The following is a 15,866-nucleotide window of genomic DNA, read 5'->3' on the forward strand; positions in this document are numbered from 1 at the left end:
ACTCAAGGTCGGCCGTGGAAAACAGCCGCACAACTGCGGCTCTCAATTAATGACCCGCCGACTGTTCGGCGGGCCATGATCGTCAAGGCTCGACGATTACTGCTTACTCGCACCCAGTGCCAGTTTGGCAACTTGTGGCGCCGGCTGGTAGCCCGGAATCACTTGGCCGTCAGCCAAAACGATGGCCGGCGTACCGTTCACACCAATCGACTGGCCCAAGGCGAACTGCTTGGAAACCGGGTTGGCGCATTTGGCGGATTTGATTTCCTTGCCATCGACCATTTTGTCCATGGCGGCTTTCTTGTCGGCCGAGCACCAGACTGCCTGCAATTGCTCGTCACCCGGTGAACCCAGGCCCTGGCGCGGGAACGCTACGTAGCGCACTTCCACGCCCAGCTTGTTCAGCGCAGGCACTTCGGCGTGCAGCTTGTGGCAGTACGGGCAGGTGGTGTCGGTGAACACGGTGATGTGGGTCTTGGTCTCGCCGATGGCCGGGTAAACCACGGTTTCAGCCACCGGAATACCGTTGATCAGCTTCGACACGCCCAGGCGCTCGGCTTTCTCGGTGAGGTTGACCGGCTTGCCATCTTTCAATTGGAACAGGTAGCCCTGGACGATGTACTGGCCATCGGCACTGGCGTACAGCACGCGGCTGCCCTTGAGCTTGACTTCATACAGGCCGGCCATCGGGCTGGCACTGATGCTTTCGATGGGTGTGTCGAGCTGCAGGTTGGCCAGGCTCTTGCGAATCGTTTGCTCGGCGGCGTCGTCGGCGACAACAAAGGTGGAAACCAACGCAATCGCTGCGGCGGCAATAATCTGGGTCAAGCGCATGGGAACTCCTGAAGGCAGATGCAGGGACGGGAAGGAACACCGGTCTGAAAACACGGGCTGAGGCCGTCCCCTTTGCTAACCGGCAAAGCCTACCACAGTTGGGCCACAGGGCAGACTGCGGTGGGTAAATTGGGCCGTTTCCCACGTAATTTCATCCGCGCGGATGGTGCTTGGCGTGCATATCCTGCAAGCGCGCCCGCGCGACATGCGTGTAGATCTGGGTGGTGGATAAGTCGCTGTGCCCAAGCAGCATTTGCACGACGCGCAGATCCGCACCGTGGTTGAGCAAATGGGTGGCAAACGCGTGACGCAAGGTGTGAGGCGAGAGCGCCTTGCCGATCCCGGCCACTTTGGCCTGGTGCTTGATACGGTGCCAGAAGGTCTGGCGGGTCATCTGCTCGCCGCGCAGGCTGGGGAACAGCACATCGCTGGGCCGCCCACCGAGCAATTCGCCACGGGCATCACGCATGTAGCGCTCGACCCACACAATCGCCTCCTCACCCATCGGCACCAACCTTTCCTTGCTGCCCTTGCCCATCACGCGCAGCACGCCCTGGCGCAGGTTGACCTGCTCCAGGGTCAGGCTGATCAGCTCGGTCACGCGCAGGCCGCAGGCGTAGAGCACTTCCAACATGGCACGGTCGCGCTGGCCAATGGCTTCGCTCAAGTCGGGCGCAGCGAGCAAGGCGTCGACGTCGGCTTCCGACAGGGATTTGGGCAATGGCCTGCCGAGTTGCGGCATATCGATTTGCAGGGTCGGGTCGACGACGATCAACTTTTCCCGCAGCAGATAACGATAAAAGCCACGCACACCCGAGAGGAATCGCGCGGTGGAACGTGGCTTGTAGTTCTGCTCCAGGCGCCAGGCCAGGTGATCGAGGATCAACTCGCGACCGGCATTGATCAATTCGAGGTTTTTCTCCTGCAACCAGCCATTGAACAGGGCCAGGTCGCTGCGATAGGCCTGGCGGGTGTTGTCTGACAGGCCTTTTTCCAGCCAGAGGGCGTCAAGGAAGCGGTCGATCAGAGGGTGGTCAATGGCGGGCATAGGGGCTCAGGCTGATTTCTTGGATATCTGGTAGATCCTATCGCAGGCAAGCCAGCTCCCACATGGGTTTTGTGTTTTGCCTGATAGCAGGATCAACACCGAACAAATCTGTGGGAACTGGCTTGCCTGCGATAGCCGCGACTCGGTACCGGATCAGTCAACAAACCCGGGCAATACCGGCACCGGGCGCTTGTCGGCATCAATCGCGACAAAGCTGAACACGCCCTGGATCGCCTTTTCACGACCATCGGCGCTCATGCTCTCGACAAACACTTCAACTTCCACCTTAAGGCTGGTATTGCCCACTTTGATCACGCGGCCGATCAGCTCGACGATGGAGCCGGCCGGGATTGCATGGTTGAAGTCGATGCGGTCGGTAGACACCGTCACCAGCGGCAACCGGCAAAACCGCGTGGCGGTGATGAACGACACTTCGTCCATCCAGGCCAACGCAGTGCCGCCGAACAGGGTGTTGTGGTGGTTGGTGGTCGGCGGGAACACGGCCTTGGTCACGTGGGTCACGGACAAGTCGGTACGACGCTGGATTTCTTCGAGGCGGGTGGTCATGTGGGGAATTACCGGCAAATTGACAAATTTCAGGCACAAAAAAGCAGCCCGTAGGCTGCTTTTTTCTGCATCGGGAAGCTGGACTTAAGCCAGTTTTTCCTTGATGCGAGCTGCTTTACCGGACAGGTCACGCAGGTAGTACAGCTTGGCTTTACGTACGTCACCGCGACGCTTAACGGCCATGCTGTCGATTTGCGGGCTGTAGGTCTGGAAAGTACGCTCTACGCCAACACCGTTGGAGATTTTACGAACAGTGAAAGCACTGTTCACACCACGGTTACGCTTGGCGATTACCACGCCTTCGAACGCTTGCAGACGCGAACGGTCGCCTTCCTTCACTTTCACCTGAACGACAATAGTGTCGCCTGGGGCAAAGGTAGGGATCTCTTTGGTCATCTGCTCTGCTTCGAGTGCAAGGATGATTTTGTTAGTCATGCTGTGCTCCTAAGGTAAGTCGTCGGACCTACCATCGATACGTTGTTAACTATCGTCCCGCGCGAGGATGTATTCCTCGAGCAGCTTCTTCTCTTCTCCAGAAAGCGAGCGGCTTTCCAGAAGATCGGCGCGTCGTTCATAGGTCCGACCAAGGGACTGCTGTAAACGCCAACGCCGGATGTGTGCGTGATTGCCACTTAGCAATACGTCGGGAACACGCTGATCCGCATACACCTCCGGTCGGGTGTAGTGCGGGCAATCCAGCAAACCATCCGTGAAGGAATCTTCCTCCGCGGAGTCCGCATGCCCTAAAGCTCCAGGCAGCAGTCGTGTAACCGCATCTATCAGGACCATCGCCGGCAGCTCGCCGCCAGACAGAACATAGTCCCCAATCGACCACTCTTCATCGACATGAGCTTCAATAAACCGCTCGTCAATGCCTTCATAGCGACCGGCAATCAGGATCAGTGCTTCCTCATTCGCCAGTTCGCGTACCGCAGCCTGTTTCAGCTGACGGCCTTGAGGGGACAGGTAAATTACCTTCGCCTTCTCCCCGGCGGCGGCCTTGGCCTCAACCAACGCGTCTTCCAGGGGCTTGATCTTCATCACCATGCCCGGGCCACCGCCAAATGGGCGATCGTCCACAGTGTGATGTCGATCCGTCGTGTAGTCTCGCGGGTTCCAACAGGTAAGCTGCAACAGCCCCTGTTTCACCGCCCGACTGGTGATGCCGTACTCGCTGATGGCGGAGAACATCTCGGGAAACAAACTGATCACTTCAATGCGCAAATTAGCCACGCTTAGAAGTCCGCGTCCCATTCCACCTTCATCTCGCCCGCTGCCAGGTCGACGGCCAACACACATTGCTCGGTATACGGCAACAGGCGTTCGCGATCATCCAGGCTGCCAGCGCAAGGCTTGACCACCATTACATCATTGGCGCCGGTTTCCAGAAGATGATCGATTTTCCCGAGCAATTGCCCGAGTTGATCAATAACCTTCAGACCTTCCAGCTGGTACCAGTAGTACTCGCCGTCGGTCAATTCAGGGAACAGGTTGCGCGGCACGCAGATCTCATAACCGGCCAGAAGACGCGCTTCTTCACGATCATCAAGACCCTTGAGCTTTGCGACCAGGAACTTATCGCTCCCGCGTCCACTGACCAGCTCAACCTGTTTCACACTCCCTTCGCGCTTGAGCGTCCAGGTTTTGTACTGCAACAGGTTTTCAGTCGGATCAGTAAAGGAATACACCTTCACTTCGCCGCGAACGCCATGAACAGAGTAAATCTTGCCGATAACGATCAAATCATCAGCAACAGCTGGCGTCGCGTTCATATTGCTCAGGCTGCGGCCTTAGCCGAGTCCTTCAACAGTTTTGCTACGCGCTCGGATGGCTGTGCACCCACGCTCAGCCAGTAGGCTACGCGCTCTTGGTTCACGGACAGACGAGTTTCCTGACCACGAGCAACAGGGTTGAAGAAACCAACCTGTTCCTTGTGCGAACCGTCGCGCGGGTTGCGGCTGTCGGTTACGGTCAAGTGGTAAAACGGGCGCTTTTTGGAGCCGCCAAGGGCAAGACGGATTGTTAGCATGTGAACATCGTTCCTGTAGTCGGTGCTGCAAATCTAAATGCACAGCGGGCATAGGTGCCCGAAAGGCCGCATATTCTAAGGAATATCCGGACTTTTGCAAATGTCTTTTTCTGGCGCCTATCAGCGTGCCACTCAGATCTGCTATAGAGCCGTCGGTTAAAACGGCGAGTCAGCGCCCGCCAACGGCGGGTTTGCTGGAGATCCCACTTCCGTGTGGGTCGGAGCGCAAGCGTGCTTGCGCTCGAATACTTTACATTTTAGGCATGCCGCCGCCGGGCAACATACCGCCCATGCCGCGCATCATCTTGGCCATTCCGCCTTTTGCGGAGAATTTCTTCATCATCTTCTGCATCTGCTTGTGCTGCTTGATCAAGCGACCGATGTCCTGCACCTGGGTGCCGGAACCCATGGCGATCCGACGTTTGCGCGAACCGCTGATCAGCTCAGGGTCGCGGCGCTCGGCCGGGGTCATGGAGTTGATGATGGCTTCCATCTGCTTGAACTGCTTCTCTGCCGCGCCCTGGGCATTGCCCATTTGCGCCAGGTTCACACCGCCGATGTTCGGCAGCTTGTCCATCAGGCCGCCGAGGCCGCCCATGTTCTTCATCTGTTGCAGCTGGTCACGGAAGTCTTCGAGGTCGAAGCCCTTGCCCTTCTTCAGCTTCTTGGCCAGCTTATCGGCCTTGTCCTTGTCGAGCGTGGCTTCGGCCTGCTCGATCAGGCTGAGCACGTCGCCCATGCCGAGGATACGCGAGGCGATCCGCTCAGGGTGGAACGGCTCGAGCGCTTCGCTCTTCTCGCCCATACCGATGAACTTGATCGGCTTGCCGGTAATCGCACGCACCGACAATGCGGCACCGCCACGGGCGTCGCCGTCAACCTTGGTCAGGATCACGCCGGTCAGCGGCAATGCGTCGCCGAAGGCCTTGGCGGTGTTGGCCGCATCCTGGCCGGTCATGGCGTCAACCACGAACAGCGTCTCGACCGGGTTGATCGCGGCATGCAGCGCCTTGATCTCGCCCATCATCTCTTCATCGATGTGCAGGCGACCGGCGGTATCGACGATGACCACGTCGATGAACTTCAGCTTGGCTTCTTTAATAGCCGCGTTGGCGATGTCGACCGGCTTCTGGCTCAGGTCGGACGGGAAGAAGGTCACGCCCACTTCGCCCGCGAGCATTTCCAGCTGCTTGATGGCCGCCGGACGGTACACGTCGGCCGACACCACCATCACCGATTTCTTCTTGCGCTCTTTAAGGAAGCGCGCCAGCTTGCCGGCGGTGGTGGTCTTACCCGCACCTTGCAGACCAGCCATCAGCACAACGGCTGGCGGCACGGCGCTGAGGTTCAGATCTTCGTTGGCCGCGCCCATCAGGCTTTCGAGTTCGGCCTGCACGATTTTCACAAAGGCCTGGCCCGGCGTCAGGCTGCGGGACACTTCAGTGCCCACTGCGCGCTCTTTGACCGAGTTGACGAAGTCCTTGACCACAGGCAAGGCGACGTCGGCTTCCAGCAACGCCATGCGCACTTCACGCAGGGTGTCTTTAATATTGTCCTCGGTCAGCTTGGCCTTGCCGGTTACATGGCGCAGCGTCTGCGAGAGACGGTCAGTCAAGTTTTCAAACATGCGCGATCCTTTCAGGCCCTATTCATCGAAATGCATTAATAGACCGAGGTAGTGGCGGCCCAGGCTGGGGTAAATCGCTATTAAAAACAGCGCTCGGCGAGCCTGCGGCGTGGGCAGGTCGCGGATTATAGCGAAGACTGCGCCTGTGCACACCCGCTGTCTGGCCCAGGAGTCTTTCGTGCAGCGCAGGTGTGTGCCAAACTCAGCGCCTTTCGGGCTTGTCTATCAGGATTTATGGTCCCCTTGTCACCCAGTTTGCTACCCAGCCTCGCCGCCGCCATTTTGTACGCCGCTGCGACTTTCTATCAGGGCACTCGTCTGGCCCAAGGCGCAAAAGCGGACAAACGTCTGCTGGTCGGCTTGGGCGTCGTCGCCCTGCTGGCTCACGCCGCGAGCCTGTTCACCCACTTGATGACGCCGGTTGGCCTGGGCCTGGACTTTTTCAGCGCCGCCAGCCTGATCGCCGCAGCCGTCATCGCCCTGACGCTGCTGGCCTGCTACCGCATTCCCGTGGAAAACTTGCTGGTGCTGCTATTCCCATTGGGAGTGCTCACGGTGCTGCTGGCGCAATTCACCCCGACCGGCACCGTGCAGGTGATCGACGAGGAGCCGGGCATACTCGCGCATATCCTGCTGTCGATCCTGGCCTACGGCATGTTCACCATCGCGGTGTTCCAGGCCCTGCTCGTGCTGCTGCAGGACCATCAGCTTAAAAACAAGCACCCGTCCGGGCTGATCAAGAACTTCCCGCCGCTGCAAACCATGGAAAGCCTGCTGTTCGGCTTCCTGTGGGCCGGCTGGACGTTGCTGTCGCTGTCGCTGATTTCCGGCTGGCTGTTCGTCGAAAACCTGTTCGCCCAGCACCTGGTGCACAAAACCCTGCTGGCGTGCCTGGCCTGGGTGGTGTTCAGCGTGTTGCTGTGGGGGCGTAACCGCCTCGGCTGGCGTGGGCACAAGGCGATCCGCTGGACCCTGGCCGGTTTCTGCCTGCTGATGCTGGCCTATTTCGGCAGCAAGCTGGTTCGCGAATACATCCTGCATATCTGACGGGCAGCGATCATGGACAACTTGCCCCTTGGGCCGATGCTCGCGGTAATCGCCTTGCTGGTGTTATGGGCGGCGCTGTTTACCGCCATCGAAGCCGCGCAACAACACCTGCTGGCCCTGCGACCCGGCACACGCCAGGGTGACAAGGCGGCCGCCCGCCTGAATTTCCCGCGCAACAGCCTGATCCTGTGCAACAGCCTGTGCCGCGCCGCGGTGGTAATTCTCTGCACCCTGCTGGCGATTTACGCCTGGGCGCAAAACGGCCCTTGGCTCGGCTGGCTGATCTCCTGCGCGATTTTGCTGGTGCTCGCCGACTACCTGCCTCGCGCCCTCGCCATTCGCCACCCGCAAGCCGTGCTGGGTTTTGGCAACACGCTGCTGGGTGTGCCGCTGAAAATCCTTTATCCGCTGGCCTGGCTGCTCAATGGCATCAGCGTGTTACTGCTGCGCCCGTTCGCACGCAAATCCGGCGTGGTAAAAAAGAGCGACGAACCACTTCCCGACCACGACGATGAACCGGAGCCCGAGGCCGACGAAAACCGCACGCCCGGCATGCCCGGCATCCACGCCCTGGACAACATCACGGTCAACGACATCCTGGTGCCACGCAGCGAAGTGGACGGCATCAACCTGGATGACTCGGTCGAGGAAATCATCGAGCAACTGCGCACCTCCCAGCGCACGCGCCTGCCGGTGTTTCACAGCGACATCAACCAGGTCGAAGCGGTGCTCAATACGCGGCAGATCCAGCACCTGCTGCCCGATGCCAGCCTGACCAAAGAAGCCCTGCTCGCCGCATGCCACGAGCCTTACTTCGTGCCGGAAAGCACACCATTGCAGCTGCAACTGCTGAACTTCCACAAGCAGCAGCGCCGTCTGGGCATGGTGGTGGACGAATACGGCGAAGTGCTGGGCATCGTCACCCTGGAAGATATCCTCGAAGAAATCGTCGGCGAATTCGAAAGCGATCAGGCGGGAGACAACCCACATATCGAAGCGCAACCCGACGGCCGCTACATCATCGACGGCGCCGCTTCGATCCGCGAACTCAACAAAAGCCTCGGCTGGCACCTGCCAAGCGACGGCCCTAAAACCCTCAACGGCCTGGTGACCGAAGCGCTGGAGACCATCCCGGACTGCGCGGTATGCCTGAAGATCGGCCGCTATCGCCTGGAAATCCTCGAGACCGAGGACAACCGCGTGAGCAAGGTGCTGATCTGGCACACCAGCCGCGTGCCCGTGGCCGCCTAGCCTCCTGGCACAACACAATCCAGTGCAGGAATTGGCTTGTGTGGGAGCTGGCTTGCCTGCGATGCAGGCACCTCGGTCATTCAGTTAAACCGAGGTGATGCCATCGCAGGCAAGCCAGCTCCCACACAAACCAGTCCCCACATAAGCCAGCCCACACACTTAGACTATCTGCGTGCCAGCGCCCCCTTGTTGGATCCGCAAACCCCTTCCTATAATCGGTGCGGCTTACCAGAGCCCCGCCCGACCGCGTGCTACCCGCACTCAGCGCGTCCAGGCACTGCTTTACCTTGTCTGACCGGTGTTTGCTCCCATCCCGAGCCGCCCCGCGCGCACCCCTGAACCATGGGTGTTCGACCAATAATAATCCGCGTCCAAACGCGCAACGACCGTCAGGGATACTTCAATGAGCACCACCTACAACGAGGCCGCGACCGCCGCCCCGCTTAACTCGACCGCACGAGTCGCGACCGCGAGCATCGTCGGCACCGCCATCGAATTCTACGATTTCTATATCTACGCCACGGCTGCTGCGCTGGTGATTGGCCCGGTGTTCTTCCCGCAGACCTCCGGCACTGCACAGATGCTGGCGTCGTTCCTGACCTTCGGCATCGCCTTTATCGCCCGCCCGCTGGGCTCGGCCCTGTTCGGCCACTTCGGCGACCGTATCGGCCGCAAGTCGACGTTGGTCGCCTCGTTGCTGCTGATGGGCGTGTGCACCACGCTGATCGGTTTGCTGCCGGGTTACGACAGCATTGGCGCCTGGGCACCCATCCTGTTGTGCGTATTGCGTTTCGGCCAGGGCCTGGGGCTTGGCGGCGAATGGGGTGGCGCGGCGTTGCTGGCCACCGAGAACGCGCCCAAGGGCAAGCGCGCGTGGTTCGGCATGTTCCCGCAACTGGGCCCGTCGATCGGCTTTCTGGCCGCCAACGGCCTGTTCCTGATCCTGGCCATGAGCCTCAACGACGAGCAGTTCCGCAGCTGGGGCTGGCGCATCCCATTCATCCTCAGCGCAGCGCTGGTGATGGTCGGCCTGTATGCACGACTCAAATTGCATGAAACCCCAGTGTTCGCCAACGCCGTGGCCAAAGAAGCCCCGGTGAAAGTGCCATTGGTGGAGCTGTTCAGCCAGCATTGGCTGCCGGTGCTGCTGGGCGCCGCGTCGATGGTGGTGTGTTATGCGCTGTTCTATATCACCACCGCGTTTTCCCTGAGCTATGGCGTATCGACACTGGGCTACAGCCGCGAAATGTTCCTCGGCTTGCTGTGCTTTGCCGTGTTGTTCATGGGCCTGGCCACGCCATTGGCGGCCTTGGCCAGCGACCGCTACGGGCGCAAGCCGGTGCTGATCGTCGGCGCGATCCTGGCGATTCTGTCGGGCTTCACCATGGAGCCACTGCTGACCCATGGTTCGACCTGGGCGGTGGCGTTGTTCCTGGCGCTGGAGTTGTTCCTGATGGGCGTGACCTTCGCCCCGATGGGCGCGATGCTGCCGGAACTGTTCCCGACCCGCGTGCGTTATACCGGCGCTTCGGCGGCGTATAACCTGGGTGGGATTGTGGGTGCGTCGGCCGCACCGTTCTTCGCGACCAAGCTGGTGGCGATGGGTGGGCTGAGTTATGTCGGCGGGTATGTGTCGGCGGCAGCGTTGCTCAGCTTGATTGCTGTGCTGTGCCTGAAAGAGACGCGGGATAATGACCTGAACAAGGTCGCTTGAGCGAAGATCGTTCCCACGCTCTGCGTGGGAATGCAGCCCGGGGCGCTCTGCGTCCCAAAGCGTGACGCAGAGCGTCACATAAGGCATTCCCACGCGGAGCGTGGGAACGATCACGGTAAAGTTAGAGTTCTACGACAACAGCTTTGGAAGCACGAGTAGCCTTGGCCCGCGCCGCCTCAATCGATTCATCCCGCGCCAACGCCACACCCATCCGGCGCTGACCATTCACTTCTGGCTTGCCAAACAGGCGCAACGCCGTGTCCGGCTCGCTCAAGGCCGCGCCGAGGTTAGCGAATGCGGTCTGGGTCGACTGCCCTTCCACCAGGATCACCGCCGAAGCCGAAGGCCCGAACTGGCGAATCAGCGGAATTGGCAGCCCCAGAATGGCGCGAGCGTGCAAGGCAAACTGCGACAGGTCCTGAGAAATCAGGGTCACCAAACCGGTGTCATGCGGGCGCGGCGACACTTCGCTGAACCACACTTGATCGCCCTTGATGAACAATTCCACGCCAAACAGACCACGGCCACCCAGCGCCTCGGTCACGGCTTTGGCAACCCGCTCGGATTCCGCCAGGGCAATCGGGCTCATGGCTTGCGGCTGCCATGATTCCTGATAGTCGCCTTTCTCCTGACGGTGGCCGACCGGCGCACAGAAGGTGGTGCCGCCGATGTGGCGCACGGTCAGCAGGGTGATTTCGTAGTCGAAATCGATAAAGCCTTCGATGATCACGCGGCCTTTACCGGCACGCCCGCCTTCCTGGGCGTAATCCCAGGCTTTCTGCACGTCATCGGCGCTGCGCAGTAGGCTCTGGCCTTTGCCCGAGGAACTCATCACCGGCTTGACCACGCACGGGAAGCCCAGGTCTTGCACGGCCTTGCTGTAGTCTTCGAAGGTGTCGGCGAAGTGGTACGGCGAGGTCGGCAGGTCCAGCTCTTCGGCAGCCAGGCGGCGAATGCCTTCACGGTTCATGGTCAGCGAGGTGGCCCGCGCGGTCGGGATCACGGTGAAGCCTTCGGCTTCCAGCTCAACCAGCGTGGCAGTGGCGATGGCTTCGATTTCCGGCACGATAAAGTGCGGTTTTTCCGCCTCGATCACGGCACGCAAGGCGGCGCCGTCGAGCATGTTGATCACGTGGCTACGGTGCGCAACCTGCATGGCCGGCGCGTTGGCGTAGCGATCCACGGCAATCACTTCAACGCCCAGGCGTTGCAGTTCGATTACCACTTCCTTGCCCAGCTCACCGCAGCCACACAGCAAAACGCGGGTCGCGGTTGGCGACAATGGAGTTCCGATTCGGGTCATCTCAGGTCCTCAGGGGAGCGGATCATGGGGAGAAAGGCCGGCATTTTACATGAACTGCAAGAATTGGCCTCAGTTGGCGACGGCGCGTTTGCGCATGCGCCAGGCCATGATCAGCCACACTACCGTGACGCCGGCGAATTTAGACACCAATGCCGTGCCCGCCACTGCCGGCGTCAGCGCGCCGATCAGGCCGAAGAAGATAAACGTATCGAGGGGAATGCTCAGCGCCGAACTTATCCACAGGCGGTCGTGCAGTGGGCGCTTGGTGATGCTGAACACCAGCCAGTCGATGCACTCGGACACTGCAAACGCCGTGGCACTGGCCAGGGCGATGGACGGGTCGGAGGTGATATACGACAGCACCAGCGCCGCCAGCATGGCGATGATTGCACCGTGGCCGAAGCGGGTTTGCACCATGTCGCGCAGGATAAACACCAGGCCACCCCAGGCGGACCAGATGACATCCAGGTGCGGGGCGGTGGAAAAGGCGAAGTTGATCAGCACGACGCTGCTGATGTAGGCGATCAGGAAGAGCATGGAGATGGACCTGTGGGTAATGCCGCACAGGGTAATGCACAGCAACCATTGTGGCGAGCGGGCTTGTCCCGCGTTGGGCTGCGCAGCGGCCCCAATAAGAACGCCGCGTTTTATCAGTTAAACCGAGGCGCCTGTTTTAGGGCTGCTACGCAGCCCAACGCGGGCGGTGCGACGATTCGACAAGCCCGCTCGCCACAACAAGCCAGCTCCCACGTTTGAAGGTATTCACAAATCAAGTGTGGGAGCTGGCTTGCCTGCGATAGCGATGGCTCAGGCGCCGGATTTCCCCGGCATCATCCACACCAACCCACTCGCCTTCGCCCGCTCATGACACAACCCCAACACCACTCGGCGTTCGGTATTGTCCATGCGGCTCCAGCGTGTAATTTCATCCACGGTACGCTGGCAACCTGTACAGATGTCATCGTCATCCAGCGCGCAAATACTCACGCACGGCGAGGCAACAGGGCGTTCAGTCGGGTTCATTCTTCCTGCTCAACCAAGTCACGCGCATACCGCTGCGAGTTATGCACATAGTGCGCGGCGCTGGCTTCGAGCATGCGTTTCTGCGCCTCGGTGAGTTCGCGCACCACCTTGCCCGGCGAGCCCATCACCAGCGAGCCATCGGGAATTTCCTTGCCTTCGCCGATGAGCGAATTGGCGCCGATGATGCAATGCTTGCCGATCTTGGCGCCGTTGAGGATCACCGCGTTGATGCCGATCAGGCTGTAGTCGTCGACCGTGCAGCCGTGCAGCATGGCGTTATGGCCGATGGTCACGCCGGTGCCCAGGGTCAATGGGTAGCCCATGTCGGTGTGCATCACGCTGCCATCCTGCACGTTGCTGTTCTTGCCGATCAGGATCAGTTCGTTGTCACCGCGCAACACCGCGTTGAACCAGACGTTGGCGCCCTCCTCCAGCTTGACCTTGCCGACGAGCGTGGCGTTAGGTGCCACCCAGCTTTGCGGATGAGTCTCGACGCGGGCGTCGCCCAGGCGGTATTTCATGGTGTGTCCTCACGGCGCTGCCATTCAAGCGATGGCTTACGTATTGATGAAACTTTTAGGTGGGTGGTGCAGGCTGATCTTGGCGTCGTCATAGAGCAGGTTGATCAGCTCGACAATCATGATTGCCGTCAGCCCCCAGATCTTGTATTCGCCAAACCGATAGCTGGGCACATACCAACTGCGGCCCTGGTAATCGATGCGGTGAGTATGTTCGCGCGGGTCCTGGCGGAAAAACTCCAGAGGCACGCTGAAGACCGCAGCGATCTCGGCATCGTTGGCGAGGTATTCGACGTAATCGGGAATCACGCCGACGTAGGGCGTCACGCGAATACCGTGCAGGGAAATCAACGGGCTCAACGGGCCAATGACTTCCACCAGACCGGGCGGCAGGCCGATTTCTTCTTCGGCTTCACGCAGCGCAGTAAAGATCAGGTCCGGGTCTTCGGGGTCACGCCGCCCGCCAGGAAACGCCACTTCGCCGCCATGGGTCGACAGGCCGCTGGCGCGCAGGGTCAGGATCAGCTCAGGTTCGTCGCTGCGGGTGATCGGCACCAACACGGCGGCCTCGGGGAAACGCCCGTCAGTTTCCAGTGTATGAGGGGTGTGATTGCTTACCCGGCGAAGTAGCTCGTCCAGCATGAGTCATCTCGGTCTGTTGGCTACCTTGCATCATGCACCAAAGCGGGCAGGCACCCAACCCCAAACCCTGCGCATGTCGCGAAACGACAACTTGCAGGGCCCTGCCCGTCAAGCCAAGATAGGCCCACTCTCCAGGAACCCCAGCATGAACTTCTGCAGCCAGTGCGGTAAACCGGTCACTCAGCACATTCCCGAAGGCGACACACGCCTGCGTTATGTGTGTGATCACTGCTCGACCATTCATTATCAAAACCCCAACATCGTCGCCGGCACCGTGCCGGTCTGGGGCGATAAAGTGCTGCTGTGCCGCCGCGCCATCGAACCACGCCTGGGTTACTGGACCCTGCCCGCAGGCTTTATGGAGAACGGCGAGACCGTGGAACAGGCCGCCGCCCGCGAAACCCTGGAAGAAGCCTGCGCCCGCGTGCGCAACCTGAGCATTTACACGCTGATCGATGTGCCGCATATCAGCCAGGTGCATGTCTTCTTCCGCGCCGAACTGGTCGACCTCGACTTTGCCGCAGGCCCCGAAAGCCTTGAAGTGAAGCTGTTCGATGAAGCCGACATCCCTTGGTCAGAGCTGGCTTTCCGCACGGTCGGGCGTACTTTAGAATACTTTTTCGCTGACCGTCGGCAGCAGGCGTTCCCGGTGCGCAGCGAAGCTGTACCGCCCATGGGCAAACCCACCGAATAAAAAACCGGCAGATAGCCTCTAAGGGAAACCGTTTTAATGCGTCTGTTGCTCGCTTTGATCTGCCTGTCGTTCGCTACCTTTTCGTCGGCCTCCACGGTGGAAATCATCGGCGGCAAACCTGTGGAAAAAATCCTGGTGCTCAAGTCCGCCCACCAGTTGCAGTTGATCAATGACGGCAAGCCGCTGAAGACCTATCGCATTTCCCTCGGTAAAAACCCCAAAGGCACCAAGCTGGTTGAAGGCGACCGCCGCACGCCGGAAGGCTTCTATTGGATCGACTGGCGCAAAACCAGCGACCGCTTCAACCTGGCCATGCACATCTCCTACCCGAACATCAGCGACTCCGCGCGCGCGCGCCGCGAAGGCGTGAAGCCGGGCAGCATGATCATGATCCACGGCACGCCCGACACCGAGGAATACCCGGAGCAGTGGTTCCACACCCTGGACTGGACCGACGGCTGCATCGGCATGCGCAACGTGGACATGCGCGAAGTCTGGAACCTGGTCAAAGACGGCACCATGATCGAGATTCGCCCCTAGTTTCGTACCGTTCGTAAAATAATCTGAAAATAATTCCTGCCCCTGGCAGCGCCCGCCGGTGAATACCAGTTCACCGCGCCGGGCTGCGTAGTTCTGCGCGCGATAAAGACCTCTCTAATACCACTTGATACCAGGCACCATTAAAGCGCCCACAAACCGGGATTCGCACCGTTTTGGCAGCATTGACATGGTATTTAAGTGGTATTAATTTCCGGCCACTACCGGGCGACAACACTCCAATAACCGCATCGGAACCTTCACAGATGAACCCCATCCTGACGCTGCGCCCCGACGACAAACAATCTACGCCGCTGTACCTGCAGCTGGCGCGCAACCTGGAAGCGGCGATCCATGCCGGCCAGTGGAAATCCGAGCAGGCCTTGCCGTCGGAACGCGCCCTCAGCGAGCAACTGAGCATTTCGCGGGTGACTGCACGCAAAGCGCTGGAAGTGTTGTTCGCCCAAGGCCTGATTCGCCGCAGCCAAGGCTCCGGCACCTTCATCACACCGCGCCTGGAACAACCGCTGTCACGCCTGTCGGGCTTCAGCGAGATGCTGCGACTCAAGGGTTTTGTGCCCACGTCACAATGGCTGGAACGCGACATCACCCCGCCAACCCACGAAGAGCTGATCCGCCTGGGCCTGTCGCCGACCGACAAAGTCGCGCGCCTCAAACGCCTGCGTAAAGCCGATGACACGGTGATGGCGATTGAAATGACCGCCATGCCCGCCTCGGTACTGCCGCAGCCGCAAGCCATCGGCAATTCGCTGTACGAATACCTGGAAAGCATCGGCAAGCCCATCGTGCGTGCGCTGCAGCACATCCAGGCGATCAACGCCTCCGATGAGTTCGCCAAGCTGGTGGGCATCGCCCCCGGCACCGCCATGCTGCTGATGACGCGGGTCGGCTACACCGCCGATAACACGCCGATTGAAATCACCGACACCTACTGCCGCAACGACTACTACGACTTTGTCGCAGAGCTGCGCCGTCATGACTATTCCGCTGAACTGCGACGTTAGAGAACTG

19 protein-coding genes are annotated in these 15,866 nt (G+C 60.1%); 6 read left to right on the forward strand and 13 right to left on the reverse strand.

The window, feature by feature from the left end; translation table 11 throughout:
* Positions 1–96: 96 nt before the first annotated feature.
* The 8 genes from L8I05_RS19045 to ffh form a co-directional block, all read right to left on the reverse strand.
* A complete protein-coding gene (locus L8I05_RS19045) occupies positions 97–834 on the reverse strand; it encodes a thioredoxin fold domain-containing protein (RefSeq protein ID WP_197626869.1) in 738 nt (245 codons plus the stop codon).
* A 151-nt stretch (positions 835–985) separates the two neighbouring features.
* Entirely contained in the window at positions 986–1,882 is an 897-nt protein-coding gene (xerD, locus tag L8I05_RS19050) for a site-specific tyrosine recombinase XerD (protein WP_242170958.1), read from the reverse strand.
* Positions 1,883–2,035: 153 nt separating this feature from the next.
* Positions 2,036–2,449: an acyl-CoA thioesterase gene (locus tag L8I05_RS19055; RefSeq protein WP_003193963.1), complete on the reverse strand. Its 414-nt coding sequence runs from the start codon at positions 2,447–2,449 to the stop codon at positions 2,036–2,038.
* 84 nt (positions 2,450–2,533) lie between these two features.
* Entirely contained in the window at positions 2,534–2,884 is a 351-nt protein-coding gene (rplS, locus tag L8I05_RS19060) for a 50S ribosomal protein L19 (protein WP_003175895.1), read from the reverse strand.
* Between the two features lie 45 nt (positions 2,885–2,929).
* Entirely contained in the window at positions 2,930–3,703 is a 774-nt protein-coding gene (trmD, locus tag L8I05_RS19065) for a tRNA (guanosine(37)-N1)-methyltransferase TrmD (RefSeq protein WP_177343966.1), read from the reverse strand.
* Positions 3,685–4,221, reverse strand: a complete 537-nt coding sequence (gene rimM, locus L8I05_RS19070) for a ribosome maturation factor RimM (RefSeq protein WP_003175898.1) — start codon at positions 4,219–4,221, stop codon at positions 3,685–3,687. The genes trmD and rimM overlap by 19 nt, the downstream gene beginning before the upstream one ends.
* Before the next feature lie 5 nt (positions 4,222–4,226).
* Positions 4,227–4,478, reverse strand: coding sequence for a 30S ribosomal protein S16 (gene rpsP, locus L8I05_RS19075; RefSeq protein ID WP_159959612.1), 252 nt, complete (start codon positions 4,476–4,478; stop codon positions 4,227–4,229).
* 250 nt (positions 4,479–4,728) lie between these two features.
* Complete coding sequence (gene ffh / locus L8I05_RS19080) at positions 4,729–6,105, reverse strand: signal recognition particle protein (protein ID WP_003193965.1); 1,377 nt, start codon at positions 6,103–6,105, stop codon at positions 4,729–4,731.
* A gap of 243 nt (positions 6,106–6,348) precedes the next feature.
* Here ffh and ccsA point away from each other — a divergent pair, with 243 nt between their 5' ends.
* From ccsA to L8I05_RS19095, 3 genes are all read left to right on the forward strand, one after another.
* Positions 6,349–7,152 carry a cytochrome c biogenesis protein CcsA gene (gene ccsA / locus L8I05_RS19085; RefSeq protein WP_242170961.1) on the forward strand — a complete coding sequence of 268 codons (804 nt, stop codon included), beginning with the start codon at positions 6,349–6,351 and terminating at the stop codon, positions 7,150–7,152.
* Positions 7,153–7,164: 12 nt separating this feature from the next.
* Positions 7,165–8,403 carry a transporter associated domain-containing protein gene (locus L8I05_RS19090; RefSeq protein WP_159959616.1) on the forward strand — a complete coding sequence of 413 codons (1,239 nt, stop codon included), beginning with the start codon at positions 7,165–7,167 and terminating at the stop codon, positions 8,401–8,403.
* A gap of 403 nt (positions 8,404–8,806) precedes the next feature.
* Entirely contained in the window at positions 8,807–10,117 is a 1,311-nt protein-coding gene (locus L8I05_RS19095; protein WP_159959618.1) for an MFS transporter, read from the forward strand.
* A gap of 121 nt (positions 10,118–10,238) precedes the next feature.
* Here L8I05_RS19095 and purT read toward each other — a convergent pair whose 3' ends face one another.
* The 5 genes from purT to L8I05_RS19120 form a co-directional block, all read right to left on the reverse strand.
* Positions 10,239–11,420: a formate-dependent phosphoribosylglycinamide formyltransferase gene (purT, locus tag L8I05_RS19100; protein WP_017139720.1), complete on the reverse strand. Its 1,182-nt coding sequence runs from the start codon at positions 11,418–11,420 to the stop codon at positions 10,239–10,241.
* 69 nt (positions 11,421–11,489) lie between these two features.
* The gene (locus L8I05_RS19105; protein WP_056858699.1) at positions 11,490–11,957 is read right to left on the reverse strand and encodes a VUT family protein; all 468 of its coding nucleotides are present in this window, start codon (positions 11,955–11,957) and stop codon (positions 11,490–11,492) included.
* Positions 11,958–12,227: 270 nt separating this feature from the next.
* The gene (locus tag L8I05_RS19110) at positions 12,228–12,443 is read right to left on the reverse strand and encodes a DUF1289 domain-containing protein (protein WP_242170963.1); all 216 of its coding nucleotides are present in this window, start codon (positions 12,441–12,443) and stop codon (positions 12,228–12,230) included.
* A complete protein-coding gene (locus tag L8I05_RS19115; protein ID WP_159959622.1) occupies positions 12,440–12,964 on the reverse strand; it encodes a gamma carbonic anhydrase family protein in 525 nt (174 codons plus the stop codon). Before L8I05_RS19115 ends, L8I05_RS19110 begins: the two co-directional genes overlap by 4 nt.
* A gap of 36 nt (positions 12,965–13,000) precedes the next feature.
* Positions 13,001–13,603 (reverse strand): CoA pyrophosphatase, encoded by a 603-nt coding sequence (locus L8I05_RS19120; protein ID WP_177017070.1) that lies wholly within the window; start codon positions 13,601–13,603, stop codon positions 13,001–13,003.
* A gap of 145 nt (positions 13,604–13,748) precedes the next feature.
* Here L8I05_RS19120 and L8I05_RS19125 point away from each other — a divergent pair, with 145 nt between their 5' ends.
* The 3 genes from L8I05_RS19125 to L8I05_RS19135 all read left to right on the forward strand — a co-directional run bounded on the left by L8I05_RS19125 (position 13,749) and on the right by L8I05_RS19135 (position 15,859).
* Positions 13,749–14,297 (forward strand): NUDIX hydrolase, encoded by a 549-nt coding sequence (locus tag L8I05_RS19125; RefSeq protein ID WP_242170965.1) that lies wholly within the window; start codon positions 13,749–13,751, stop codon positions 14,295–14,297.
* A gap of 36 nt (positions 14,298–14,333) precedes the next feature.
* The gene (locus L8I05_RS19130; RefSeq protein ID WP_177017072.1) at positions 14,334–14,837 is read left to right on the forward strand and encodes a L,D-transpeptidase family protein; all 504 of its coding nucleotides are present in this window, start codon (positions 14,334–14,336) and stop codon (positions 14,835–14,837) included.
* Positions 14,838–15,100: 263 nt separating this feature from the next.
* Positions 15,101–15,859, forward strand: a complete 759-nt coding sequence (locus L8I05_RS19135; protein WP_242170967.1) for a GntR family transcriptional regulator — start codon at positions 15,101–15,103, stop codon at positions 15,857–15,859.
* Positions 15,860–15,866: the final 7 nt, after the last annotated feature.

This window comes from Pseudomonas sp. MONT-RG-20F-20-E-7-02, from assembly GCF_022662395.1.
GTDB lineage: Bacteria > Pseudomonadota > Gammaproteobacteria > Pseudomonadales > Pseudomonadaceae > Aquipseudomonas.